The organism is Erythrobacter sp. SD-21 (genome assembly GCF_000181515.1).
Lineage (GTDB): Bacteria > Pseudomonadota > Alphaproteobacteria > Sphingomonadales > Sphingomonadaceae > Qipengyuania.
This window is the reverse complement of the sequence record NZ_ABCG01000001.1, coordinates 238,640-261,718: the sequence shown is the minus strand read 5'-3', so window position 1 is coordinate 261,718 and position 23,079 is coordinate 238,640. Positions and strand designations below refer to the sequence as shown.

Sequence of the window (23,079 nt, the reverse complement as noted above, 5' to 3'; positions counted from 1 at the left end):
ATGCGGGACTTCGCCCGCTCCGATAATTCCGCCGTGCAGGCCCAGCTGGACCGGCTGGCGGCCCTGAGCGTGCCCGATGGGCGGCTGGGGCTTGAGACGATCCGCGCGCTGCTGGAGAGGCTCGGCAACCCACACCAGAAACTGCCGCCGGTGTTCCATGTCGCCGGAACCAACGGCAAGGGCTCCACCTGCGCCTTCCTGCGCGCGATGCTGGAGGCCGAAGGGTACAAGGTCCACGTAACAACCAGCCCACACCTCGTACGCTACAATGAGCGCATCCGCGTGGCGGGCGAGCTGATCTCGGACGAGCGACTGGCCGAACTGCTGGCCGATGTGCTGGATGCGGGCGAGGACCTCAATTCCAGCTTCTTCGAAGTCACCATCGCCGCCGCCTTCACCGAATTCGCGCGCGTTCCGGCGGATGCCTGCGTGGTCGAGGTGGGCCTTGGTGGGCGCTTCGATGCGACCAACGTGCTCGAAAAGCCTGCGGCCTGCGGAATTTCTGCGCTTGGGATTGACCACGAGCGTTTCCTGCTCGCGCCCGAGGACGGCGTGCCGGAAGTCCCTCTCGCCCGCATTGCCTTCGAAAAGGCGGGTATCGCAAAACCCGGCTCCTCGCTCGTGACGCTGTCCTATCCGGAGGCGGCGATTCTGGAGGTCGAAGCCGCCGCCATGCGCAACGGTGCGCCGCTCGCCATGCGCGGGCGCGAATGGTCGATCAGCGTGAGCGAAACGGGCCTGCATTACGCCGACCGGCACGGCGAACTTGTCCTCCCGCTCCCCCTCCTGCCCGGTCCGCACCAGCCGGAGAACGCCGCGCTCGCGATCGCCATGCTGCGCCATCAGGACCATGTCTCGGTGTCGAGAGACGCGATGGCGGAGGGCCTTCGCGCCGCCCGGTGGCCCGCGCGCCTCCAGCGCCTCGCGCCGGGGCCGCTAACGGGAGACCGCGAGGTCTGGCTCGACGGCGGGCACAACCCTTCGGCCGGAGCCATTCTCGGCAAGCATTTTGCCGGACAGCGGTTGCATCTCGTTATCGGCATGCTCGACGCGAAGGACCCGCGCGCCATTATCGAGCCGCTGGCCGACGCGATCGCCAGCATCACGGTTGTCCCTGTGCCCGGCCATGACTGGCACGAGGCCGCCGCCTTTGGCCCGACAGCGAAGCAAGCCGAGAACGTGCCTTCAGCCCTTGCCGCCCTTCCCGAGGATGGCCTGCCTGTTCTGGTCTCCGGTTCGCTTTACCTCGCGGGCGAGGTCCTACGGCTCAACGACGAACTGCCCGACTGATCATTCCGCCGGGACGGCTTCTCCTGCTTCGGGCGCGACGATTCCCGCTTGCTTCTTGCCGCGGCTCTCGCGGTACCATTCGAAGCACACCAGCATGGCAGCAGCGAGCCCAATCCAGGTCGTCAGGATGAAAACGTCGTAATAGCCCTGGTTCTCGATCATCTCGCCCAACGCGCCGCGCCCCAGCGTGCCGACCAACAGCGTGAGCGAGGCGAGCAGCGCGTATTGCACGGCGCTAAACTTCTTCGACACGATGCTCGATAGCCAGGCGATATAGGCCGCCCCGGCGATGCCAATTGCAAGGTTCTCGAAGCCGATGGTGATGGTCAGCTTAGCCAACTCCGCATCGCCGATGCCCGGCACCTGCTCGATAAGATAGGTGAAGCCCACGGCCTGGCTGAACGCGGCCATATTGTGCCCGCCCACGGCCATATCGGCGTAGAGGAGGTTAGTCAGCGCGGCGAGGATGCCACCGATGAGCAGCGTTGCCATGCGTCCAATGGTAGTGAGCATGAAACCGCCCAGTGCCAGCCCGAGGATGATCGCTCCGACACCGAAGAATTTCGACGCAAATGCGACGTCATCGTTCGTGTACTCCAGCTCGCCGAGGTAGAAGGGATAGGCGAAGCTCCCCCAGATAGCGTCGCAGATGCGGTAGGTCAGCACCACCGCGAGGATGAGCACCAGCGCCCAGCCCACCCGGCCCACGAGTTCCACCAGCGGGAGGACGAGCGCGCGGTAGAGGTGGTCAAGCGCAAAAGCCCCGCCTGTGGCCTCCGACGCATCGGCGGCGAGCACGTGCTTGCCCTTCTTCTTCTGCCCGGCGAGCCAGCCGGCGATGAGACCAGGCAGGATAATGGTCGCAAGGATAATCAACGGACCGAAAGTTGCGGTAAATTCGGTGGGATTGGGCCGATCTTCCGGCGCGTTCGCCATGGATAGGATCATAAAGGTCAGCACCGTGCCGATGGCCCCTGCCCACAGCAGGCCGACCAGCAGCAGCGCGCGGTTGCGAACCGAGGGCTCCAATTCGCCCGACTTGCGCAGTGCGCGGACCTGGAGTTCGCTCTCGGTCGCGACATCGGCGGCGACTTCACTCGCGTTGGGAGCCCACAAGCCCACGAAGCCTACCGACAGCAGGATCGCGCCCATCAGGGCGTAGGTTTCCGGCCAGCCGATGCGCGCGGCGATGACCAGGCCCAGCGCGCCGCCCACCAGCGAGGAAAGGCGGTAACCCATCTGGTAGACGGTCGAGAGGATGTCGATCGTGGCCACTTCGTCCGCCACATCGATACGCCAGGCGTTGATGGCGATGTCCTGCGTGGCGCTGGCGAAAGCACCGATCCCGGCGAGCAGGCTAAACATGCCCAGCTGGCTCTTGGGGTCGAGAATGCTCATGGTGATGAGGATCGTCCCCAGAAGCACTTGCGCCGGAACAATCCACTGCTTGCGCCGCCCCAGCTTGCGCAGGACGGGAATGTTGACCTTGTCGATCAGGGGCGACCACAAGAACTGGAAGGCGTAGGCCAGCCCGATCAATGAGAAGATGCCCATCGTCTCGAGGTCGACTTCCGCCTCGGTCAGCCAGGCGAACAGCGTGCCGAGGAACAGCGCGAAAGGCAGGCCGCTGGCAAAGCCGAACAGCAGCATGAAGCCGGTCTTGCGATTGGTCAGTGCCAGCGCGAGCACCTTCCAGGCCGATTTCTTCTTCTCAGCAACCACTTCGGCCATTCCCTAGCGTCCTTCCTTTATGGTGTATTTTTTGCGACACTAGCGGTCGGAGAGAGAAAGGAACAGCGCGATGGGAGTTCCCTCCACGTTGCTCGACGGGCGCCGTCCGACCGATGGCATGCTGGCGCTCGCACAGGATATTGCGAACGACGTTCCGCGCGAAGGTCTCGGCCAGACGAGCGTGCCTGCGCATGTCTATACCGATCCTGAATACTTCGCCCGCGAGAAGAGCGCGATCTACGACCGCCTGCCGCAGATCCTCTGCCCCAGCGCGGTGGTGCCCGATCCGGGCATGGCGGTGCCGCACGACGCCACTGGAAGGCCGTTACTGATTACTCGGGATGGGGAAGGCACCGCGCATGTCTTCCTGAACGTCTGCCGTCATCGCGGGACCCGACTTGTGGAAGGCGATGAAGTGCGCTGCACGAAGAAGCTGGTCTGCCCCTACCATGCCTGGACCTATTCGGTAGACGGGCGGCTGCTCGCCCTGCCCCGCCCCGATACTTTCCCCGATCTCGACAAAACCGCCATGGGCCTGGTCGAGCTGACTTCGAGGGAAGCGGGCGGCATGATCTGGTTCTGCCCGCAGCAGGAAACCGCGGATTTCACGATGGCGGAGAAACTCGGCGAGGATTTCGATGCGCTCGGCGTCGGGGACCACGTGCTGTTCCGCCGCAAGACCCACGAGGTTAGAGGCAACTGGAAGCTCATCATGGACGCCTTCCTCGAGAGCTACCACGTCACGCGCCTCCACGCGCAGACGATCGGTCCGTTTTTCAAGGATGGTGTGACCAGCGGTGACATGATCGGCCCGCACGCCCGCAGCGCAGTCGGGCGGCTGGAAGAGATGGAAGGCGTCGATCTTACCGATATGGCGCAACTACGACGCGTGGTGACCTTTGCCTACCAGCTCATGCCGGGCGCGCTGGTCATCCCCAGCCCCGATTACATCAACCTGATGGTGATGATGCCGCAGGCGCACGACCGCACGCTCGTCGAGGACTTCATGCTGATCCCCGAGCATCCGAGCACCGACAAGGCGCGTGATCACTGGGAGCGAAGTTGGGCTCTGCTCGATGGCGGGGTTTTTGCGAGCGAGGATTTCCGTGCGGCCGAGCTCGGCCAGCAAGGCCTCGCGACGGGAGCCGTTCCTCAGCTAACGCTGGGCACGATGGAGGGCGGTATCCGCCGCTACCACGAGACCGTCGAGGAAGCCTTGCGCGCCGCCAACTGAGCGCCTAACCGCGCATCCATGTCCGACAACAGACTCCCCGAAGCCGGCGACCGTATCGCCAAGCTGCTCGCGCGCGCGGGTGTGGCCAGCCGCCGCGAGATCGAGCGCATGATTGCCGACGGCCGAGTGTCGCTTGATGGCAAGGTGCTCGATACGCCCGCGGTGAAGCTCGAAAGCCTGCGCGGCGTGACGGTCGACGGCAAGCCCGTCGGCGAAGCGGAAGAGACGCGGCTTTTCGCGTTCCACAAGCCCTCCGGCCTGCTGACGGCGGAGCGCGATCCCAAGGGCCGTCCGACCATCTACGCCGCGCTGCGTAACGCCCTACCCAAGGATGCGGGCCGCGTGATGCCGGTGGGCCGTCTCGACTTCAACACCGAGGGCCTGCTGCTGCTCACCAACGATGGCGAGATGAAGCGCGCGATGGAACTGCCTTCCACGGGCGTGCCGCGCACCTACCGCGCGCGCGCATTCGGCGACATTACACAGCAGCGGCTCGACGACCTCATCGAAGGCATCGCGATCGACGGCATTCGCTATGGCCAGATCGAGGCGAACCTCGAGCGCGGCTCGGGCCGCAACCGCTGGATCGAGATGACCCTGCGCGAAGGCAAGAACCGCGAAGTGCGCCGCGTGCTCGAACATTTCGGGCTGGAAGTGAACCGCCTGTTGCGCATCGGTTACGGCCCCTTCCACCTCGGCGATTTGCCGCGCGGTCAGGCGGTCGAACTCAAGCAAGGCGACGTGCAGGCGTTCAAGCGCGAACTCGGCCGGGGTGGCCGCCAGTGAGGATCATCGCAGGCGACTGGCGCGGCCGGAAGCTCGTTGCCCCCAAGGGCGAAGGCACGCGCCCGACCGCCGACCGCACGCGCGAGACACTCTTCAACATGCTCGCCAGCCGCTTGGGAGGGTTCGAGGGACTGTCGGTGCTGGACCTGTTCGCAGGATCGGGCGCGCTGGGACTGGAAGCCCTGTCCCGCGGGGCCGCACATTGCCTGTTCGTCGAGCAGGAGCCTGATGCCATCAAAGCGATCCGCGCCAATATCGACGCGCTCGACTGTCGCGTGCGAACGCAGGTGCAGCAGGCATCGGTGATGAGCCTCGCTCCGGCAAAGGCTCCGCATGACCTCATCCTTCTCGACCCGCCCTACGATACGGGCGCAGGTCAGGTCGCGCTCGATCGCATGGCGCGGCTCGGTTGGTTCGGCCCGGCGACCTGGATCGCGCTGGAAACCCGCAAGGATGAGGATATCGCGGTCAAGGCGCTGGCGATCGAGGTCGAACGCACGGTCGGCAAAGCCAAGCTCACCCTGCTGCGCTTGAAGAACTGAGCACACAGGAAACGGGCGGCTCTACCATGGTAGAACCGCCCACTCCAAGCGTCGTCGCTAGCAGAGCTAGCGGGGCTGGACGTTCGGATTAGTTATTGTCGTCGCTCGAGCGCGTAGCCGGGAGCGATTCATCGATTTCGCTCGCCGGGCGGCCCGGCCAGTATTCCAGCGGACGGTTCACACCGGGGCCACGCTTGCCAGCTTCCCAAGCATTGATGCAATTGTCCTGCGCGTTGCTCTCGCAGATCGGCAATTCACCGTCGCTCGGCGGTCCCGCATCAGCCGGCGTGTTTTGCACAACTTCGCTCCTAACGAAACGCGGGCTCGTGCTGGTGCGGGTTGCGGCAGTGGTGCGCGCCGTCGTGCCGGTGGTGCTGGCGCTGTTCGTGGGGCTCATCTGAGCGTTAATTTGCTGCCAGGCCATCGCGCGTTGGTCGGGCGTCATCTCGTAGATGCGCACACGCTGAGGATCGGTCAGCATCCAGAAACCTTCCATCTGCATGGGCTCCAGCGTCCAGTAATATTCCTGAACGCCATAGGGCCATGCATCGTAGACCGCGCGGCGATCTTCTGGCCAGCCGTCGTAGGTCATCATCTGGTCTTCACTAAGTTGGTATGTAGTGACTTCGCCTTCCATGTGGTGGTCAGCGGCGGCAGGCATGGCGAAGGCAAGGGCTGCAGCGCCGGCAAGGATAAGGTTCTTCATCTGTGTTCCTCCTTGGAGTGTCATTGTCGATATTACTCACGCATCAAGGTGTTAGTTCCGAAAGGCTTGGTATGGGGGTTGTGCTACGCCCTGGCGTTCCCTAGCTGTTCCACAACTATGCCCGACTTCCCCGCTCCCCCAAGTCCCGCCGAAGATGGCGCAATTCCGCCCTATGCGGCGCCGCTCAACGCGCCCCAGCGTGAAGCAGTGCTGACGACGGAGGGGCCGGTGCTGATGCTGGCCGGTGCCGGTACGGGAAAGACCGCCGCGCTCACCGCACGGCTTGCCCACCTTATCGCAACGCGCCGTGCCTGGCCGAGCGAGATCCTCTGCGTCACTTTCACCAACAAGGCCGCGCGTGAAATGCGTGAGCGCGTCGGGCGGCATATTGGCGATGCAGTGGACGGCATGCCGTGGCTCGGCACCTTCCACTCGATCGGCGCGCGCATGCTGCGCCGCCATGCAGAACTGGTCGGATTGCAGAGCAATTACACGATCATCGACACGGACGATCAGCTTCGTTTGCTCAAGCAGCTAATTCAGGAAAACGACCTTGACGAGAAGCGCTGGCCCGCGCGTCAGCTGGCCGGCCTGATCGACCGCTGGAAGAACCGCGGCCTCAACCCCGGCGATCTCGATGCGGTGGAGAACGAGGCCTATGCCAATGGCAAGGGCGCGCAGTTCTACAAGCTCTATCAGACCGGCTGAAAGCGCTGAACGCCTGCGACTTCGGCGACCTGCTGCTGCACATGTTGAACATCTTCCGCCAGCATCACGACGTGTTGGCGCAGTACCAGCAGCGCTTCAAATACATTCTTGTCGACGAATATCAGGACACCAATCAGGTCCAGTACCTGTGGCTGCGCCTACTCGCTCAGACGCGCAAGAACATCTGCGTGGTGGGTGATGACGACCAGTCAATCTATTCATGGCGCGGCGCAGAAGTCGCCAATATCCTCAAGTTCGAAAAGGATTTTCCAGGCGCGGCGGTTATCAAGCTGGAGCAGAACTACCGCTCCACCCCGCAGATCCTCGCGGCCGCGTCGGGGCTCATCAACGCCAACAGCGAACGGCTCGGCAAGACGCTGTGGACCGAGCTTCGGGCGGGCGAGAAGGTCCACGTGGTCGGCGTGTGGGACGCACCCGAAGAAGCGCGGCGGGTCGGCGAAGCGATCGAACGGCTGGAAAGCGAGGGCGCTCCGCTCGACGAGGTCGCGATCCTCGTGCGCGCCCAGTACCAGACCCGCGAATTCGAAGACCGCTTCATCCAGATCGGCCTCAACTACCGCATCGTAGGCGGCTTTCGCTTCTACGAGCGCGCAGAAATTCGCGACGCCCTTGCCTATCTGCGCACCATCGCGCAGCCGGCCGACGACCTTGCCTTCGAGCGAATCTACAACCAACCCAAGCGCGGACTTGGGGCGAAGACGCTGGAGGCCATGCGCCGCCATGCGCGTCGTACGCAGAAGCCGCTCGCCGCTGCCTCGCTCGACCTTGCCGATAGCGACGAGCTTCCGGCCCGCGCGCGCAACACGCTGGGCGGCCTGCTCACCCAATTCGTCCATTGGCGCGAGCTGGCCGAACAGGTCACGCCATCCGAATTGCTGCGCACCGTGCTGGTCGAAAGCGGTTATGAGGACATGCTCAACAAGGATCGCAGCGCCGAAAGCGCGGGGCGTCTCGAAAACCTCACCGAGCTCGCCCGCGCGATGGAGGAATACGAGACGCTGACGGACTTTCTCGAGCACGTCAGCCTGGTGATGGACAACGACCGCGCCGACGATGGCGAGAAGGTCACCATCATGACCATGCACGCGGCCAAGGGACTGGAATTCAACCATGTCTTCCTGCCCGGCTGGGAGGAAGGCGTCTTCCCCAGCCAGCGTGCGATCGACGAAGGCGGTCTTGCCAGTCTCGAGGAGGAACGCCGCCTCGCCTATGTCGCCATCACGCGCGCCAAACGCCGCTGCACGATCTTTCATGCCGCAAACCGGCGCATTTATGGCCAATGGACCAGTTCGATCCCAAGCCGCTTTATTGAGGAATTACCCGAGGAGCATATCGAGAGCGAGACCACGATGAGTGGCGGTGCCTCCCTCTGGCGCGCGAACTGGAGCGAGAACGAAGACCCGTTCGCCCATGTCTCGACCGCGCGCCCCGACCGCAGCACTGCGCGCGGCCCCGGCTGGCAGCGCGCCCTGTCGAGCGGGTATGACACCAGCCCCAAGCGGATCGCCGAGACCGGCAAGAGCGCCGCCAGCTTCGCCGCCAAGCCGCGCACCGACATCGCCATCGGCGCACGCGTCTTCCACGACAAGTTCGGCTACGGCTTTGTCACTGACCAGGAAGGCAACAAGCTGGAAATCGAATTCGAGAAGGCCGGCACCAAGCGGGTGCTCGACAGCTTTGTGAAGCTGGCCGCCGATTAGGCGGTGACTTCAGTTTCCACCGCTTCCTCGCGGGGTTTGCGCCAATAGCGCCGATCAAACGGCCGCAACAATTCGCCGCCCAGCCCGCGTGTCCCTTCGGCGATGCCGGTCTCGCAATTGAGATGCGGTGCGGGGTCGACATAGGTGCCGAACAGCTTGTCCCACAGGGTAACGGTGTTGCCGTAATTGCTACCCATCAGCGCCTCGTCACGGATGTGGTGGAGGCGGTGCGCGGCCGGCGAAATCAGCACATGGCCGAGCGGACCCAGTGTCCATGGCACGTCGGCATGGATGAAGAAGCCCCACCAACCGCGAATAATGCCGGCAACACCGACCGCCCATTCGGGCACGCCCAGAAGGAGTAGCAGCGCGATGTCCACGCAGGTGCTCAAAAGCTTGCTCAGCGGATGCTTGCGCAGGATCGACAGCCAGTGCAGCGCGGTATCGGCGTGATGCGTTGCGTGAATTGGCCATAGTAGGCGCGTATGCTCGAGCCGGTGGCGCCAGTAGACCACGAAGTCGAAGATCAGAATGGCCGCAATCAACGCCAGCGCGTCGGGCACATGGTTCCACATGCCCGCAAGCGAGGACGGTGCGCCGATCGCATCGCGCAGCGCTCCGTCGGGAAAGACGAACAGCGGTGCCAGCAGCACCATGTTGATGCCGCTAAGGCCGAGATTGGTCAGGAATTCGCCGCGCGTGCGCGCCACGGCCGCTCGGAAACCCTGCCGCTTGGTGGCAAGCGCCAGCAGGCCGAAGACCAGACCGGTCATCACCAGCAGGATAAGGGTCGATTGGGCCGGTTGGGCGAAGATCTCCATGCCGCGCATCTTGCGCGCGGCATGGTAAGGAAAGCGTTAAATCAGGTCGCCGAAACGTCGAGGAAGGTCGGGACCGGCCCGTTCCATTCGCCCGCCTTGGTCGGCTCGTCGTCGCGCTCGTCCCGGCGGCGCGAACGCTTGGGCTTTTCGGCTGGCGGCTCGACCGCTGCCTTGCCGGGTGCGCGCTTGGGCTTATCTTCGCGCTCCTTGCGATCTGAACTATCCTCACACTCGGCGCGCTTCGGCTTGGCGGGCCGTTCCTCCGCCGCGTCCTTCTTGGAAGGCTCGACCAGCTCGACTCGCACATCCTTCTTGCCGAAGACGGGGATCTCGTTCTCGGTCAATTTCTCGACGTTCTGGATTGCCTCGGCGTCTTCCTTCGAGACGAAGTGAAAGCACGGCCCTTTGCTCCGGCACGGCCCGTGCGGCCGATGCGGTGAACATAGTCGTCCGGGTGCCAAGGCGTATCGAAATTGAAGACGTGGCTTACGCCCTTCACGTCGAGACCGCGCGCCGCAACGTCTGAAGCGACAAGGATGTTGACCTCACCGTTCTTGAATCGGTCGAGTTCCTTGATCCGGCTCGACTGGTCCATGTCGCCATGGATCTCGCTGCTCGCAAAGCCGTGCTGTTGCAGACTCTTGTTAAGCTCGCGCACCGTGGTCTTCCGATTGGCGAAGATGATTGCTGTTTCGACATGGTCGTTGCGCAGCAACCAGCGCAGGGTTTCGCGCTTCTTCCGGCTTTCTACCGGAATCTTGAACGCAGTGATGTCCTTGTTGGTCGTAGCCGCGCGGCTGACTTCGATCCGCTTGGGATTATCGAGAAACTTCTTTGCCAGTTTCTCGATCGGTGGGGGCATCGTTGCCGAGAACAACATCGTCTGTCGCTGCTCGGGAAGCTTGGAGCAGATGAATTCGATGTCGGGAATGAACCCCATGTCGAGCATGCGATCCGCCTCGTCAATGACGAGAAGTTCACAGCCGTTCAGCAGGATCTTGCCACGCTCGAACAGGTCCATCAGGCGGCCCGGTGTGGCGATCAGCACGTCGACGCCTTCGTTCAAAGCCTTGATCTGATCCCCCATCTGGACACCGCCGATCAGCAGGGCGAGCTTGAGATCGTGATTCTTGCCGTATTTCTCGAAATTCTCGGCGACCTGTGCGGCAAGTTCGCGCGTCGGTGCGAGGATCAGGCTGCGTGGCATGAGCGCGCGGCGACGGCCGGAAGCCATCACGTCGATCATTGGCAGCACGAAGCTGGCTGTTTTGCCGGTACCCGTCTGGGCGATCCCGATGATGTCCTTCATCATCAGGATGGGCGGAATGGCCTGCGCCTGGATCGGAGTCGGCTCGGTATAACCGGCCTCTTCGACGGCTTTCAGCAGGTCTTCGGATAGGCCGAGATCGGCGAAACTCATGCGGTGGTCAAATGCCCCTGATTTGGAAATACGAAAAAGGCCGCAATGCCGCGGCCTTTAGCGAGCGTGCCCATCGCGAATTCGGGGCGGGAAGTCAAGGAAAAGCGCTTTCAGTCCACCATTTCGACCACGAGCTGGGTGAATTTTGCCACCTGGCATTTCGCGCCGGAGCGGCTCATGATCCGGTCACGCTTGATGCAAAGCTTCCCGTCGTCGTTCCGTTCGACATAAAAGCCCTGGTAAAAATCGCGCGGACTGCAGCCCTTTTCGAGCCGCGCAGCAACGGTCGTACGGTCGCGCATGAACATCAGTAGGTGGTCACCGCGATCTGCGACCCCGCCGATGGCGGCGCTATTGACGCACTTGCCCATAGGGCGTTCCACTATCCGCGTCTGCGGCGCCGCGCGAGGTGCGTCGGCGGTCAGGCTCCGCCGCAAGGGACTCGGAGCGGGCGAGATGCGCAGGATAATCCGGCGCTCGATGCGGACCTGTTCGTTGGGCTCCGGCGCAATGCTATCGAGCAGCGGGGCCCAGCCCGGCGCCTCGTCCGACAGCGGCAGCGCGGAGACACGTCGTTCTCCATCATGTGTCTGCTGCGCCACGTCCCTCGCTTCGCCCTCGTCCGTCATGGGCACGCCCAAAAAGCCCAGCGGAAGCAGGAGCGCGAACGGCGCGAACAGGATGGGCAGGCTGGGCATCGACGGTGCGGAAAAGCGCTCCTCTGGCTGTGCGGGTCAAAGCACACAGGCGTGAAGATGCCTCAATGCCCCAAGACGTTTGAATATCGGCTTAATTGTATCGACCCGTTTGGCAAGAGGTAGCGTGAAGCCTGCCGAATGTGGCATGGGCGCCGCAATGACCCAGAGCGACACCTTCCTCGCGGCAGCCGCAGACCTACTCGGCCCGCGTGGCCTCACCCGCGATGCGGACCTGCTGGCCCCTTGGCTGACCGACTGGCGCGGCCGTTTCACGGGAAAGGCGCTCGCCCTCGCCTCGCCCGCAAACACGGGAGAAGTCGCCCGGCTGGTGAAGCTCTGCGCGAAGCATGACGTTCCGATCGTACCCCAAGGCGGGAACAGCGGGATGTCGGGCGGCGCGACTCCTGATGGAACGGGCGAGGCGCTGCTGCTCTCGCTGCGCCGGATGGACGCGATCCGCGACTTCGATGCCGACGCCAGGCAGGTTACCTGCGAGGCCGGCGTGATCCTGCAGTCGCTTCACAAGAAGGCTGAAGAGCATCGCTTGCGATTCCCGCTGACGCTGGGCGGCAAGGGATCGGCAACCATCGGCGGCCTCGTATCGACCAACGCCGGTGGCACGCAGGTCCTGCGCCACGGCACCATGCGCGCGCAGGTCTTGGGGCTCGAGGCCGTGCTGGCAGACGGCTCCGTGCTCGATACGCTTACGCCGCTCAAGAAAGACAACCGCGGCTTTGACCTCAAGCAATTGCTTATCGGATCCGAAGGCACGCTTGGGATCGTGACCGCCGCCACGCTGCGTCTGTTACCCGAATCCGGGGACCGGCGCGTGATATGGGCCGGACTGGACTCGCTTCAGATGGCGCGGAAACTTCTCTTGCATTGCGAACGGCTTGCAGGCGATTCGCTAGAAGGCTTCGAGGTCGTCCCCGCGCACAGCCTCGCCGCCGTACTCGACCATTTGCCCGATGCACGTGCACCGCTCGTCGGAAAGCATTCCTGGAACGCCTTAATCGAGCTAGTCGCCCCTGCCGACGAAGCCGAAGCGCTGGGCGGGACAACCGAAGAGCTACTTGAAAGCGCCATGAAACAGGATCTGCTGGGTGACGCGGTGGTGGCCGCCAACGAAACGCAGGCGGAAGCTTTCTGGCAATTGCGCGATTCGATAGCGCCCGCCGAACGCGCCATCGGCCCCGCCATGCAGCACGATATTTCCGTGCCCGTGGCGCGCATGGCCGATTTCGTCGAGGCCGCGTCGCCGATGGTGGAGAAACGATTTCCCGGCACGCGCGCGATCGCTTTCGGCCATCTCGGTGACGGCAATGTCCATTTCCACGTCCTTGCGCCTGCGGGAGCGGCGCGCGGCGAGTGGGAAAAGAGCGAAGGGAAAGCCATCAGCGCCTATGTCCACGATCTCGTAACCGAGTGGGGCGGATCGATCAGCGCCGAACACGGAATAGGCCAGGTGAAGCGCGACGAACTGGGGCGCCTGGGCGGTCCTGTCGCCCTCGCCGTCATGCGCAGCGTGAAACAGGCTCTCGACCCCCGGGGATTGCTCAATCCCGGCAAGCTCGTGCCGCTTGCGAAAGACCGCGCAACCCCGTAAGGCCCGCAGCTTCTGGCGCGTGATGTCCATTCGGACAGCTTTCGCCTCATCCCATCACTGTAGAAAAGACTTTCGGAGACAACTCATGGCGAGCGCGCCGCAGCAGCCTCAACTGCCACTCTTCTTCAACGACCTGATGCCGCTCAACAGCCGGGATCACAAGAACTACCGCAGCCGCAGCATGGATTCGGCCCCGTGGCTGGCCAAGGCGCACGCGATCCCGCTGACGGTGGACGAATTCGTCCAGGCCCAGCGCGATTTCCCGATCGTCTTCTCGTCGGGCGAAAACCCACTGCCGCTCGCCCTCATGGGTCTCAACGAGGGCGTGAACACCTTCGTCGATGACAAGGGCAAGGTCACCGAACAGGTCTATCTGCCCGCTTACATCCGTCGCTATCCCTTCATGCTTGCCAAGCTGAAGCCCGACGCCACCGACCTTTCGCTGATGTTCGATCCGAGCAGCGGCGCGATTGGCGAATTCAAGGAAGGCGAGCGCCTGTTCGACGACGAAGGCAATACGACCGACACCACCAAGCGCATCCTCGATTTCTGCCAGCATTTCGAACAGTCGGCCCAGCGCACGCAGGCCTTCCTGACCGAGATCAAGGATGCCGGCCTGCTGATGGACGGTGAAGTCGCCCTGCAGCGCGAAGGCGAAGAAAAGCCCTTCGTCTATCGCGGCTTCAAGATGATCGACCAGGATAAGCTGCGCGATGTCAGCGACGAGAAGCTCGGCGAGTGGCACAAGAATGGCCTGCTTATGCTGATCCACGCTCACATCTACTCGCTGGACCTGATGCGCGTCATCTTCGCGCGTCAGGTCCAGCAGGGCACGGCGCCGCAGCCCGCAGCTACGGCCTGATTTTCCCCGTCCCGCCAATGCGGGACAGGTTGAGACAAGAAGGGGCGGAACCGCGTCGATATGACCGGTTCCGCCACTTTTCTTATGCTTGAAAGAGGCTGGGCAGATACCCACCTAGACAGTGTCGGCGGCGCTCCCCTCATGGCCTGCCGACATGATGCACATAGGTGCATCTCCTCCCTGAACCTTGGCCACCTCGTGCACCTGCACGAGGTGGTTTTTTGCGAGATTACTCGGCAGCCTGCGGCAAGGCAGTGTCGCCCCCGATTTCAGCTACTTGCGGAGCAAGGCGCCTCACCAGCCGGGCGAGCAGTTTCGCGATAGACGCCATCCTCGGCCCAGGTTGCACCAGGCGCGGGTCGAGATAGGTCGAGCGGCAAACCTCGACCTGGATTGCATGAATTCCCCGCCGCGGCGCGCCATGCCGGTCGAGCACATATCCGCCCGAATACGGTCGGTTTTGGGAGGCCGGCCGGCCCGCCTCGTTGAAATGGTCGATGGCGCTGGACACAAGCCGTCCGTCACAGCTTGCCCCGAACCGGTCGCCGATCACGAATTCGGGCACGATCTCGTCCGTGTGCCGTCGCCTTAAGGGCGGCATCGAGTGGAGGTCTATCAGCAGCGCGGCACCCCATCGATCGCGGAGTTGTTCGAGCGCCAGGCCAAGGGCCTGGTGGTAAGGGCGATGGACGGTTTCGATCCGGTCATCCAGTTCGACCTGGGAGAGCGGACGGCGCCAGATCTCGCCCACGCCCGATAGGCGCCGCGGCACCAGGCCCAGCCCGCTTCGAGCCCTTCGATTCGCGAGCGAATGCCGCATCGCTATCTTTTTCGCGCCGCTCACCATCGTCCAGTCGACATCGTCCGGTGCGCGGTTGAGATCGATAACCGCGCGCGGCGTGTGCGCGACCAGCAGGCCCGCACCGGTCTGGCGGGTTATTTCGACAGCGAGCGTGTCGATATGGCGATCCTCCAGCCGCAGATGCGTTTCGCTGGAGCGGAAGTTCTCCATGACAGGAGCGGGATAGGCACGCCCCCCGTGCGGAGCCGCGATCAGGATCGGTAGCGGAGCCGTGTCCGGCAGGGTCAGCTCGAAGGGCATCCGAGGCCCCTTGTCGACCGAATCCCCCGGAGGTTCGCTTGGCTTGCCTTCACCCATGAAGGGACCTTGTCCTCCGGCAGGCGACAAGTCAAAATGCATAGGTCTCGATTAGGGACATTCTGCGACGGAACGGAAGATTTGTTAAGCGGTTTGGGCTATGGAGGACCGCATGAGTGAGCTGCACCACAAACGAATCCTGCTTGCCGAAGACGACGAGGCCATGCGGACCTATCTCGAGCGGGCGCTCGAACAGGCCGGATATGGCGTCGATGCGGTCGATCGCGGGACCGAGGCGATTCCCCTTCTCGAGAACGACCATTACGACCTCCTGCTGTCGGATATCGTCATGCCCGAGATGGACGGCATCGAACTTGCGCAGCGCTGCAATGAGATCAGCCCGACGACGAAGGTGATGTTCATTACCGGCTTTGCTGCGGTAACGCTGAAGGCCAGCCGCGAGCAGCCGCACGCCAAGGTGCTTTCCAAGCCGTTCCACCTGCGCGATCTCGTGATGGAAGTGGAGCGCGTGCTGGAAGAAAAGGTCAGCGCGCAGCTTTAATCGAAATAGTGGCGATTGCCCCCTTGCGCGGTTTCCAAGGCCTCGCTAAAGGGCGCGCCTGCCGCACAAAACGGCATGTTCGATAGCGTGGGCGTATAGCTCAGTGGTAGAGCACTATGTTGACATCGTAGGGGTCCCAAGTTCGAACCTTGGTACGCCCACCATCGAACGAAAACCCGCCGTCACCGGCGGGTTTTTTGTTGTCTGACCCTATTTCACCAGCCTTCGCGATGCTGGCGGATTTCAGGTTCCAGCTCGGCCCACAATTCGTCGTTAAGATCGCGTCCGAAAGCTACCTCGTCTTCCGACAGGGTCTTCTTCCAATATTCCGTAATGCTCTCCAGCGAGCGATTCGCGATGTGCGCCTTCTGGGGCAGGTCTTCGCTCGCCCCGGACTGCTCTTCCGCCGCCTCGCGCGGGGCGGGAACCGAAAGGCCGGTAACTGCAATCAACCGCTGCCGCACCGCTTCGGGATGCAGCATCAGGTCGGAATTGAGGACCACTGTTGCAGGAAGGCCGGCTCGCAGCTCGTCGAGCACGACGCCGTAGAAAACGTTCCAGGCTATGGCGCCGGCCCGCATGGGATCGAGACCGGTCCCGAGAAGATCGGGAATACGGGCATCGAATCGCAATCCGGCGCGCTGCATGCGGTCCACCAGCCCTTCGACAGGCGGACGCCATTCCATCCGCTTGTAGCTCGACGCCAGGCTAAGATGATCGCGTACGGTGATGATGACGGGAACGTCCGTGGTTCTCGCGAGGCGGGGTGCCAGCATCAGCGCCATCGGGTCCTTCCAGACCTGCGTAGATTTCCACGGCTGCAGCCTGGCCAGCCATGCAGTGCGCCGCGTGCGGTTGAGGAAGCGGTTGCGGCCCTGGGTCCCCTGGATCGCCTCCGGACGCCAACCGCAGCGCAGGCGGCGGCGCTGGATACGCTCGACGAGGTCGTCGGCCACCGGAAGTTCGAAGCCTTCCTGGCCGGGGATGGGAAACCAGTCGGCCACCGCCCTGTCGCCCACGATATCGCTCATCGGCTCGTAGAGTTCTATCGCTCTGGGCGATCGGCTCAGCAATTCGCCAACCGCCGTCGTTCCGCTGCGCGGGGCACCGGTGACGAGAACGGTGGCCGCAGGCTTTGTCCGTGCCTCCGCCATCTCAGCCCTTCCCCCAGGTTTTCTCGGCAAGGATACGTTTGAGCATGACGAAAGCCTTTTTGTATTCCCGCGGGTCGAGATAGGCCCGCGTGTCGAGGTCGAGATCCTGCCGGATTGCACGGATCAGCAGGTGTTTCTGCAATATCATGGAGCCCGCCAGTGCCGCGGACAGACCGTAGGGCCCGGCAAAATAGGCGAGCAGGATATAGGCCGGCATGGTCACGGCCAGAACGCGCATCATTACCCGGCGATGGACACGGGTGTCCCCCATGAGCAGCAGCGCCTGCCCGGACAGGCCGCAATAGACGAAATAGGTGATCCCGACAGCCATGATGAGGAAGTGAAAATAGGCATCGCCATATCCGGCACCGAACAGGAGGCGGAAGCCGCCCGGGCCGATCAGCGCCAACCCGCCGCAGACGCCCAAGCACAGCAGGAATGCCGCAGAACCGGTCGTACGCATGACACGCTCCAGTTCCTCCTTGTCTCCTTCGCGGTGCAGGCGGATGAGAATGTTCGGCACGGCCCCCGCGATGACGGTCAGCGGGCTGGTGAGAATATTGCGAAGCTGGAAGGCGGCAACCATCCCGGCCATCATGGCCGCATCGATGATCATCCCGCCGATCACCAGCGCAGCCGATCCGGACGTCCAGAAGATCAGTCCCTCGCTGATGACCATGTTGAAATTGTCGTGACGTCGCGCCTTGATCGTCGCGACAACGTCCTTCGCGCTCGCCCCCGCACCGGTATAGCGCAGGACGATTGCCAGCGCCCAGATCGCGCAGATGACCGAGGCGGAAATCGATGCCCAGATCGCCGTTTCGAGCGTCAGTACCCCGAAGACGGATGCAAGCGCGAACCCCGCAAGGACCAGGACGCAGCGCACGACCCCGCCCTGGTTGCCCTGTCCGCTGAAATTCGACGAGAGACCCACCCGTCCGATGCCGCGAAGAGCCTCGGCAGCGACCGTGTTAACCGACCGCACGACCAGCAGGAGAGCGGCGAGCGCGAACAGCCAGTCCGATCCGCCCGGAATGGAGGGCAGCGCCTCCCTTCCCGCGAAATAGAACAACACTCCCAGAAGAAGGCTGCCCACGACCGTGCTCAGCAGCGCGGCATAGACCACTGTGGGGGCCGGATGCCGCTCGTCTCCGGCTTCGGCCTCTCCCAGCATCCGCACCACACCCGTCTGGAAGCCGGCTTGGGCGAAAATCGCAAAAACGATGGAGAATGTCGCGAGAACGCCGAAGAAGGCGAATTCCTCACGCGGAAGCACCCGCGTCAGCCACATGCTCACGGCCAGAGCAAGCGGAAAACCGAGCGCACGACTGGCCGCGACGGCAAGCGTCGCCCTGAGAACTTGGCGGCGGTCTTTCTGGCGGGACATCGAGTGGACTTATCTACGGAGACTGGTGCGAATTATCGAATCGAAGCTGATAGCGGGACTACCGCGCCAGACCGGGTTCCAGATCGGCCCGGTCGGCAAGAGGTGCCGTAAATACCCCGCTCTCCCGGTTTTCGCCAAGCGCTCTCTCGCTGGCCTTGATGGCTGCATCGCGGCGGATCGCCTCGAGGGTGGCAATCAGCATAACGCCAAACCACGGGGAATCGATCTGGGGGTCGAGCAGGTTTACGAACACGGCAAACAGGAAAGCCGCACGTCCGAAATCGGACTGCGATCCGCGCCAGAACAATCGGTAGGCGGCAAATACCAGCAGCAGCGTCAGCGGGATACCGAGTTCGGCCAGCAATTGGGTCACCCCGCTGTAGGGTTTGTTCGCGCTGGAGTAGATAGCCCATTTCTGGGTCTTGAAGCGCAAGAGGGCCGGCGCAACGTAGCGATTGTGCACTTCGGCGGAGAACATGCCCGGCAATGAGGGCATGTCGTGCGTACTGATGTAGCGGTTGATCGGGCTGGACCAGATCGCGGGCTGACTGGTGAACTGACCCAGACCGGTCCCCACAAGCACGGTATGCGGCTGCTCGCGATAGAGGTTGCCCACGGTCACGAACGCGTAGAGCTTCGGGTTGGCGCCGTAGGTTTCGGTGAAGACGTTGTTCTTCTGCTCGGACCGGTATTCGAGATAGGGCACGAAAACCATCGCCAGCGCCGCGCCGAAGAACAGCAGGAGCCGGTTCTTGCGGAGGAAGATGATCAAGGCGGCCACCCCGGCAAGGATGCCGAGGATGAAGTTCGGCACAACGAAATTGAGCGTCGCGACAATCAGGACCCGGTTGTCCAGCAAGGACATTTTTCGCTTGCGGGTCAGCGCCTCGATAATCCCGAAAAAGCCGATGATCGTGACGATTTTCGCGCCGCCATTCCCGAAACCGCCATTCCAAAAGTCGGGCAAGTAATGGATATAGGGCAGCCGGAGCGGAAAGCCCTGCTGCACGAGGCTAATCAGGCTTGTGACCAGAACGATGATATTGAGAATTCGGATCAGCCGCCGACCGTTGACATATTTCGCCGGCATGAAGCCAAGCGCAGCGGCGAGGAAGGGCAGGACCAGCGCCAGTTCGAGCGCCCAGGCCGTGACCGAGAAACTTAGCCCGAGCGCGCGGTTGACCACGGCTGAAACGGCCAGGAACACGAGCAGGAAAATCGCCTTGGCATAGGTGCGCGACGACAGCCAGTTGATCAGCAGCAGCGGCGCGCCGACATAGGCGGCATAGCTGAACGCGGTACGCGGGATCGCCATCGCCGCTGCCAGGGGAAGGGACGTCGAGATCCGCATCTCAGTCGATCGAGATGACCAGGTTGCTGGCGGTACCGTTGGATGTCGACAGGGCCAGATATTGCGTGGGGCAGTCTTCCGGCACAACAAAATCGATGGCATCTTCGTATTGCGCGGAAACCAGCGCCGCGTAGGCGCTCGTGCTGCTCCTGTCGCAGCGCAGGTCGACCTGGATCTTCGCCGGACCGGCCGACATCCGGCGGGAGGACGATCCGTCGTCTTCGCGCTGCAATGTGAGGCGGTGCGATCCGGGGGCCAGTGTCAAGTAACGCGAAGCGAAGAGGCGGCGCAGGCGGTCGCGGTGGCGAACTTTTAGCTGCCCTTCCGCGTCACCCCTGCTGACCGACAGCCCGGCCGAGGAAGGATAGGTCCAGCTGAACGGATCCTCCTCGCTTCCGTCGAAGGCGAACGCCACCGTGCGATTGGACTCACCAAAGCAACGTTCCGGCCAGACTGACAAAGCGGCTTCTCCCTTATCCCTTGCAAGGAGAGTGCGGGTGACGCGAGAGAAGCTCGAGCACGGCATTTCGTCCCCTGATGCTTGTGCAAGTACGAAAGTCTCCGCCACTTCGGGGCCGAAATCGGGGTAGGAGGCGATGAAATCGGCGAGCGCATAGACAAGTGGATTGCTTTCGCCCAATCGAGCCGCGAGTGCTTCACGCCCGCCTTTGGACGGCAGCATCAAGCTGAGTGAGCCAAAGATAGCTTCTTCTTCACGCTGCAGACGCGCAAGAGCGTCAATCCTTTGGGCAGCGACCACCCATTTCTCTTCGGTAAGCGCACTACCCACCACCATCACTTGGGTATAGGTATCACGCCACCCCCGTTGAGCAGCCAAGCTGAGCGCTTGGCCAGCGCGATTGACATCATCGGCTTCAACCGCAGCCATAGCGAAGGCAGCCAGTGTTCCTGCATCAATCGGGCGGTGCCGAAGGGACGCTTCCGCGCGCTCCACCGCCATTTCGGGTGCATGCAATGCCAGTACCCTGGCTGCCTTAGCATCGGCGAACCCACCGAGGCCAGGCGGCACGTAGGCCATCAGGGTCATACGCGTACTAGAATGGCGATCCAGCTGAAAGACTGTCGCTACTACGAGCATCCCCAAAAACAGGACTATGCGCAGCCCCCAGCCGACCCACTGCCGGCCAGGCACAATCACTTGTCGTCGCCCGATGAATCATAAGCGTAGTAGTCATTCCCGTAGTAGGAATATTCTCCGCTAACATTGCGCGGATTGAACTTCGTCAGAACCGCGCCGATCACGTTGGCCTTAACCAAATTCAATCGGCTCAGCGCCGTTTTCACTGCACCGCGATTTCCACTTTCAGCGTCAATCACGATCAATACGGCGTCCGTATGTGCCGCGATAGTAGGAGCGTCGGACAGCCCGAGCATTGGCGGAGCATCGAAGACAACGCTATCGAACCGCGTGAGAAGATCGGCAATCAAGCCGTCGAAGTTCATACTGCCGAGAAGCGCCGCCGGATCGGGGGGAATTGGCAGAGCGGTTAGGTAAGTGAGGTTCGGATGCCCTGAAGGCACTAGGACCTCATCAATCGCGCGCTCACCAGCCAAGACCGTCGTAAACCCTTCCTGATCCCGATTTGCTAGTTTGCGATGCAATGTGGGGCGTCTCAAATCGGCATCGATCAGGAGTGTCTTCCGCCCCAATTCCGCAAATTCCAGCGCCAACTTGCCAGCGGAAGTTGTTTTGCCCTCGCCTGCTTGTGCTGAAGTGACCATTAGCGTTCGTGGAATACCCTCACCGGTGCTGTACCGCAGGTTCGTCACAAGCGACTGGTAGGATTCACTGACCGGCGATTTGGGATCTTCAAGATCTTCTGCGGGATTGGAGCCTTGGATGATGGGAATGAGGCCAAGCAGCGGAACGCCCAGCTTACGCTCAACATCCTCTGGGGTGCGGAGTACCGCATCGAATTGCTCGCGCAGGAAGACAAAACCGCCGGCAACAATCAGGCCGCCAAGCAATGCCACCAGCATATTGATGCCAAGATTAGGGGAGCTAGGATCACGCGGCGCTTGAGCGGCATCAACCAGCGATACATTGTTCGACGTAGCGCCTGCCGTTGCGTTGAGCTCGTTGAAACGGGTCAGGAGCGTGTTGTAAAGCGCTCTATCGGTCTCGGCAACGCGCTTAAGCACGTTGTACTCCACGCCGCGATCTTGCTCATCAAGTGCAAAATTACGTACCTCGTCAACCTGCGCGATAATTTCGTTCTCACGCTCGCGAACAGCGCGATAGCCGAGTTGGACCGAGGCCTTGATTGAATTCCCGACCTGTTGGAGTTGATTATCGATCTGCTCGACCTGCGCCTGCAAGGCTTGCACATTGGGGTGCTCGTCGAGATGGCGCGCCCGCTCCTCTGCAAGGCGCGCTTCCGCAACGGCACGTTCGCGGACAAGTTGGCTATATGCGGGGTTCTGGAGCACCTGGGGGATCGAATTGATTGGCTGATCCGCAATTGACTGCCAACTGTTCTCCGCTGTAATTCGGTCAGCCGTCGCCTGGGCTGCCGCTGCATTGAGTTGTTGCAGTGTCTCATTAGTGACCGAAAGCGTCGTCTCTTGATCGGCGTTCTGGCCCTGACCACTGACACGGATAAGGCCCGCGGCACGCGAGAAGGCATTGAGATCTTTTTCGCTCTGCTCGAGCTTGTTGCGGGCATCTTCAAGCTGCTGGGCAAGGAATTCACGCGCATATGCGCTGCTGTCGAACTTCCGAGCGAGATTGCTCTCCATAAAATTCTGCGCAATCGAATTGGCCAGTTCGGCCGCGATCACCGCATCGCCGCTTTTGAAGTGGACCGAGACGAGGCGGCTGTCGATGGGGAGCGTTACGGTCAAACCGTCGAGCACCATGTCTATCGCCGTGTCGCGCCGCAGTCGCGCAAGTCCTTCAGGCCCACCGTAGCCTGTCCCTTCGAGGGCATCGAGCTGCGGCATTTCTTCACCCTGTGCGGCGTAGAAATCTTCCCGGTCGGACAAGTTCTCCGATTCCACGACCCGTTCGGCGAGACTCCGGCTTTCGATCACGTCGACCTGGGTCTGCAAGAACCGTTCGGTCTCCTGCATGGGGACGTTGGTCTGGGTCTCAGCACCTTCGATGATCGCGTCGGCGTTCTGTTCGATTAGCACCTGTGAGGTCGCCACATACTGCGGGCGCATCAGCAGGGTAATAAGAACACCGGCGCCAAGTGCGATTATCAGAATAGCGATTACACCAAGGAGATTGCGACGGACGGCAGCGCCGATGCTACGAAGATCGATGTCGAAAAAGACGTCCTCGCCGCCAGGTGTCCCAACCGGATATTCGCGGACGCCGCCCGTCTTCGGATTGGTGCTCTCGTATGAACCGTCTAGCGGATATCCAGATGCCAATT

The 23,079-nt window shown here is 62.4% G+C and carries 17 protein-coding genes, 1 tRNA gene and 2 pseudogenes; 9 read left to right on the top strand and 11 right to left on the bottom strand.

The features are described from left to right. Positions 1 to 1,290 (top strand): folylpolyglutamate synthase/dihydrofolate synthase family protein, encoded by a 1,290-nt coding sequence (locus ED21_RS01285; RefSeq protein ID WP_006831997.1) that lies wholly within the window; start codon positions 1 to 3, stop codon positions 1,288 to 1,290. Here the strand turns inward: ED21_RS01285 and ED21_RS01280 are convergent, their stop codons facing one another. Next, entirely contained in the window at positions 1,291 to 3,021 is a 1,731-nt protein-coding gene (locus ED21_RS01280) for an MFS transporter (RefSeq protein WP_006831996.1), read from the bottom strand. Between the two features lie 70 nt (positions 3,022 to 3,091). Between ED21_RS01280 and ED21_RS01275 the strand changes: the two genes are divergently transcribed. The 3 genes from ED21_RS01275 to rsmD are packed head-to-tail and all read left to right on the top strand — an operon-like array spanning position 3,092 to position 5,583. Continuing rightward, positions 3,092 to 4,255 carry an aromatic ring-hydroxylating dioxygenase subunit alpha gene (locus tag ED21_RS01275; protein WP_006831995.1) on the top strand — a complete coding sequence of 388 codons (1,164 nt, stop codon included), beginning with the start codon at positions 3,092 to 3,094 and terminating at the stop codon, positions 4,253 to 4,255. An 18-nt stretch (positions 4,256 to 4,273) separates the two neighbouring features. Then, a complete protein-coding gene (locus tag ED21_RS01270) occupies positions 4,274 to 5,041 on the top strand; it encodes a pseudouridine synthase (protein WP_006831994.1) in 768 nt (255 codons plus the stop codon). Beyond that, positions 5,038 to 5,583 (top strand): 16S rRNA (guanine(966)-N(2))-methyltransferase RsmD, encoded by a 546-nt coding sequence (gene rsmD, locus ED21_RS01265; RefSeq protein ID WP_006831993.1) that lies wholly within the window; start codon positions 5,038 to 5,040, stop codon positions 5,581 to 5,583. Before ED21_RS01270 ends, rsmD begins: the two co-directional genes overlap by 4 nt. Before the next feature lie 88 nt (positions 5,584 to 5,671). Here the strand turns inward: rsmD and ED21_RS15725 are convergent, their stop codons facing one another. Then, positions 5,672 to 6,289 (bottom strand): hypothetical protein, encoded by a 618-nt coding sequence (locus ED21_RS15725; protein WP_006831992.1) that lies wholly within the window; start codon positions 6,287 to 6,289, stop codon positions 5,672 to 5,674. Positions 6,290 to 6,406: 117 nt separating this feature from the next. Here ED21_RS15725 and ED21_RS01250 point away from each other — a divergent pair. Further along, a pseudogene (locus tag ED21_RS01250) lies at positions 6,407 to 8,718 on the top strand (ATP-dependent helicase). On the opposite strand, the gene ED21_RS01245 reads toward ED21_RS01250, so the two are convergent. The 3 genes and pseudogenes from ED21_RS01245 to ED21_RS01235 form a co-directional block, all read right to left on the bottom strand. Next, complete coding sequence (locus tag ED21_RS01245; RefSeq protein ID WP_156787208.1) at positions 8,715 to 9,539, bottom strand: sterol desaturase family protein; 825 nt, start codon at positions 9,537 to 9,539, stop codon at positions 8,715 to 8,717. The pseudogene ED21_RS01250 and the gene ED21_RS01245 overlap by 4 nt on opposite strands. A 41-nt stretch (positions 9,540 to 9,580) precedes the next feature. Continuing rightward, positions 9,581 to 10,959: pseudogene (locus tag ED21_RS01240) on the bottom strand (DEAD/DEAH box helicase). A gap of 110 nt (positions 10,960 to 11,069) precedes the next feature. After that, a complete protein-coding gene (locus ED21_RS01235; protein WP_006831986.1) occupies positions 11,070 to 11,657 on the bottom strand; it encodes a hypothetical protein in 588 nt (195 codons plus the stop codon). Between the two features lie 157 nt (positions 11,658 to 11,814). Between ED21_RS01235 and ED21_RS01230 the strand changes: the two genes are divergently transcribed. Then, positions 11,815 to 13,263, top strand: coding sequence for an FAD-binding oxidoreductase (locus ED21_RS01230; RefSeq protein WP_034921151.1), 1,449 nt, complete (start codon positions 11,815 to 11,817; stop codon positions 13,261 to 13,263). Positions 13,264 to 13,348: 85 nt separating this feature from the next. Beyond that, a complete protein-coding gene (locus tag ED21_RS01225) occupies positions 13,349 to 14,125 on the top strand; it encodes a SapC family protein (RefSeq protein ID WP_006831984.1) in 777 nt (258 codons plus the stop codon). Positions 14,126 to 14,354: 229 nt separating this feature from the next. Here ED21_RS01225 and ED21_RS01220 read toward each other — a convergent pair whose 3' ends face one another. Then, positions 14,355 to 15,227, bottom strand: coding sequence for an N-formylglutamate amidohydrolase (locus ED21_RS01220; protein WP_233995686.1), 873 nt, complete (start codon positions 15,225 to 15,227; stop codon positions 14,355 to 14,357). A 169-nt stretch (positions 15,228 to 15,396) separates the two neighbouring features. Between ED21_RS01220 and cpdR the strand changes: the two genes are divergently transcribed. Together cpdR and ED21_RS01210 are read left to right on the top strand one after the other, a co-directional pair. Then, positions 15,397 to 15,786 carry a cell cycle two-component system response regulator CpdR gene (gene cpdR / locus ED21_RS01215; RefSeq protein WP_034921149.1) on the top strand — a complete coding sequence of 130 codons (390 nt, stop codon included), beginning with the start codon at positions 15,397 to 15,399 and terminating at the stop codon, positions 15,784 to 15,786. Between the two features lie 89 nt (positions 15,787 to 15,875). Then, positions 15,876 to 15,950: transfer RNA gene (locus tag ED21_RS01210), tRNA-Val, on the top strand. A 51-nt stretch (positions 15,951 to 16,001) separates the two neighbouring features. Here ED21_RS01210 and ED21_RS01205 read toward each other — a convergent pair. The 5 genes from ED21_RS01205 to ED21_RS01185 form a co-directional block, all read right to left on the bottom strand. Beyond that, positions 16,002 to 16,940, bottom strand: a complete 939-nt coding sequence (locus tag ED21_RS01205) for a sulfotransferase (RefSeq protein ID WP_034920923.1) — start codon at positions 16,938 to 16,940, stop codon at positions 16,002 to 16,004. A 1-nt stretch (position 16,941) separates the two neighbouring features. Then, a complete protein-coding gene (locus ED21_RS01200; RefSeq protein ID WP_006831980.1) occupies positions 16,942 to 18,327 on the bottom strand; it encodes a lipopolysaccharide biosynthesis protein in 1,386 nt (461 codons plus the stop codon). Between the two features lie 58 nt (positions 18,328 to 18,385). After that, on the bottom strand, positions 18,386 to 19,642 hold the full coding sequence (locus ED21_RS01195; RefSeq protein ID WP_006831979.1) for a hypothetical protein: 1,257 nt from the start codon (positions 19,640 to 19,642) through the stop codon (positions 18,386 to 18,388). 37 nt (positions 19,643 to 19,679) lie between these two features. Continuing rightward, the gene (locus ED21_RS01190; protein ID WP_006831978.1) at positions 19,680 to 20,726 is read right to left on the bottom strand and encodes a hypothetical protein; all 1,047 of its coding nucleotides are present in this window, start codon (positions 20,724 to 20,726) and stop codon (positions 19,680 to 19,682) included. 107 nt (positions 20,727 to 20,833) lie between these two features. Continuing rightward, positions 20,834 to 23,077 (bottom strand): polysaccharide biosynthesis tyrosine autokinase, encoded by a 2,244-nt coding sequence (locus tag ED21_RS01185; RefSeq protein ID WP_006831977.1) that lies wholly within the window; start codon positions 23,075 to 23,077, stop codon positions 20,834 to 20,836. Between the last annotated feature and the right edge of the window lie 2 nt (positions 23,078 to 23,079).

Bases quoted from the DNA above. Each gene is read 5' to 3' on its own strand.
- ED21_RS01270 (WP_006831994.1), top strand. From the start codon at position 4,274: ATGTCCGACAACAGACTCCCCGAAGCCGGCGACCGTATCGCCAAGCTG.
- cpdR (WP_034921149.1), top strand. From the start codon at position 15,397: ATGAGTGAGCTGCACCACAAACGAATCCTGCTTGCCGAAGACGACGAG.
- ED21_RS01230 (WP_034921151.1), top strand. From the start codon at position 11,815: ATGACCCAGAGCGACACCTTCCTCGCGGCAGCCGCAGACCTACTCGGC.
- ED21_RS01285 (WP_006831997.1), top strand. From the start codon at position 1: ATGCGGGACTTCGCCCGCTCCGATAATTCCGCCGTGCAGGCCCAGCTG.
- ED21_RS01275 (WP_006831995.1), top strand. From the start codon at position 3,092: ATGGGAGTTCCCTCCACGTTGCTCGACGGGCGCCGTCCGACCGATGGC.
- ED21_RS01225 (WP_006831984.1), top strand. From the start codon at position 13,349: ATGGCGAGCGCGCCGCAGCAGCCTCAACTGCCACTCTTCTTCAACGAC.
- ED21_RS01205 (WP_034920923.1), bottom strand. From the start codon at position 16,940: ATGGCGGAGGCACGGACAAAGCCTGCGGCCACCGTTCTCGTCACCGGT.
- ED21_RS15725 (WP_006831992.1), bottom strand. From the start codon at position 6,289: ATGAAGAACCTTATCCTTGCCGGCGCTGCAGCCCTTGCCTTCGCCATG.
- ED21_RS01245 (WP_156787208.1), bottom strand. From the start codon at position 9,539: ATGGAGATCTTCGCCCAACCGGCCCAATCGACCCTTATCCTGCTGGTG.
- ED21_RS01195 (WP_006831979.1), bottom strand. From the start codon at position 19,642: ATGGCGATCCCGCGTACCGCGTTCAGCTATGCCGCCTATGTCGGCGCG.
- ED21_RS01235 (WP_006831986.1), bottom strand. From the start codon at position 11,657: ATGCCCAGCCTGCCCATCCTGTTCGCGCCGTTCGCGCTCCTGCTTCCG.
- ED21_RS01190 (WP_006831978.1), bottom strand. From the start codon at position 20,726: ATGACCCTGATGGCCTACGTGCCGCCTGGCCTCGGTGGGTTCGCCGAT.
- ED21_RS01220 (WP_233995686.1), bottom strand. From the start codon at position 15,227: ATGCCCTTCGAGCTGACCCTGCCGGACACGGCTCCGCTACCGATCCTG.
- ED21_RS01280 (WP_006831996.1), bottom strand. From the start codon at position 3,021: ATGGCCGAAGTGGTTGCTGAGAAGAAGAAATCGGCCTGGAAGGTGCTC.
- ED21_RS01200 (WP_006831980.1), bottom strand. From the start codon at position 18,327: ATGTCCCGCCAGAAAGACCGCCGCCAAGTTCTCAGGGCGACGCTTGCC.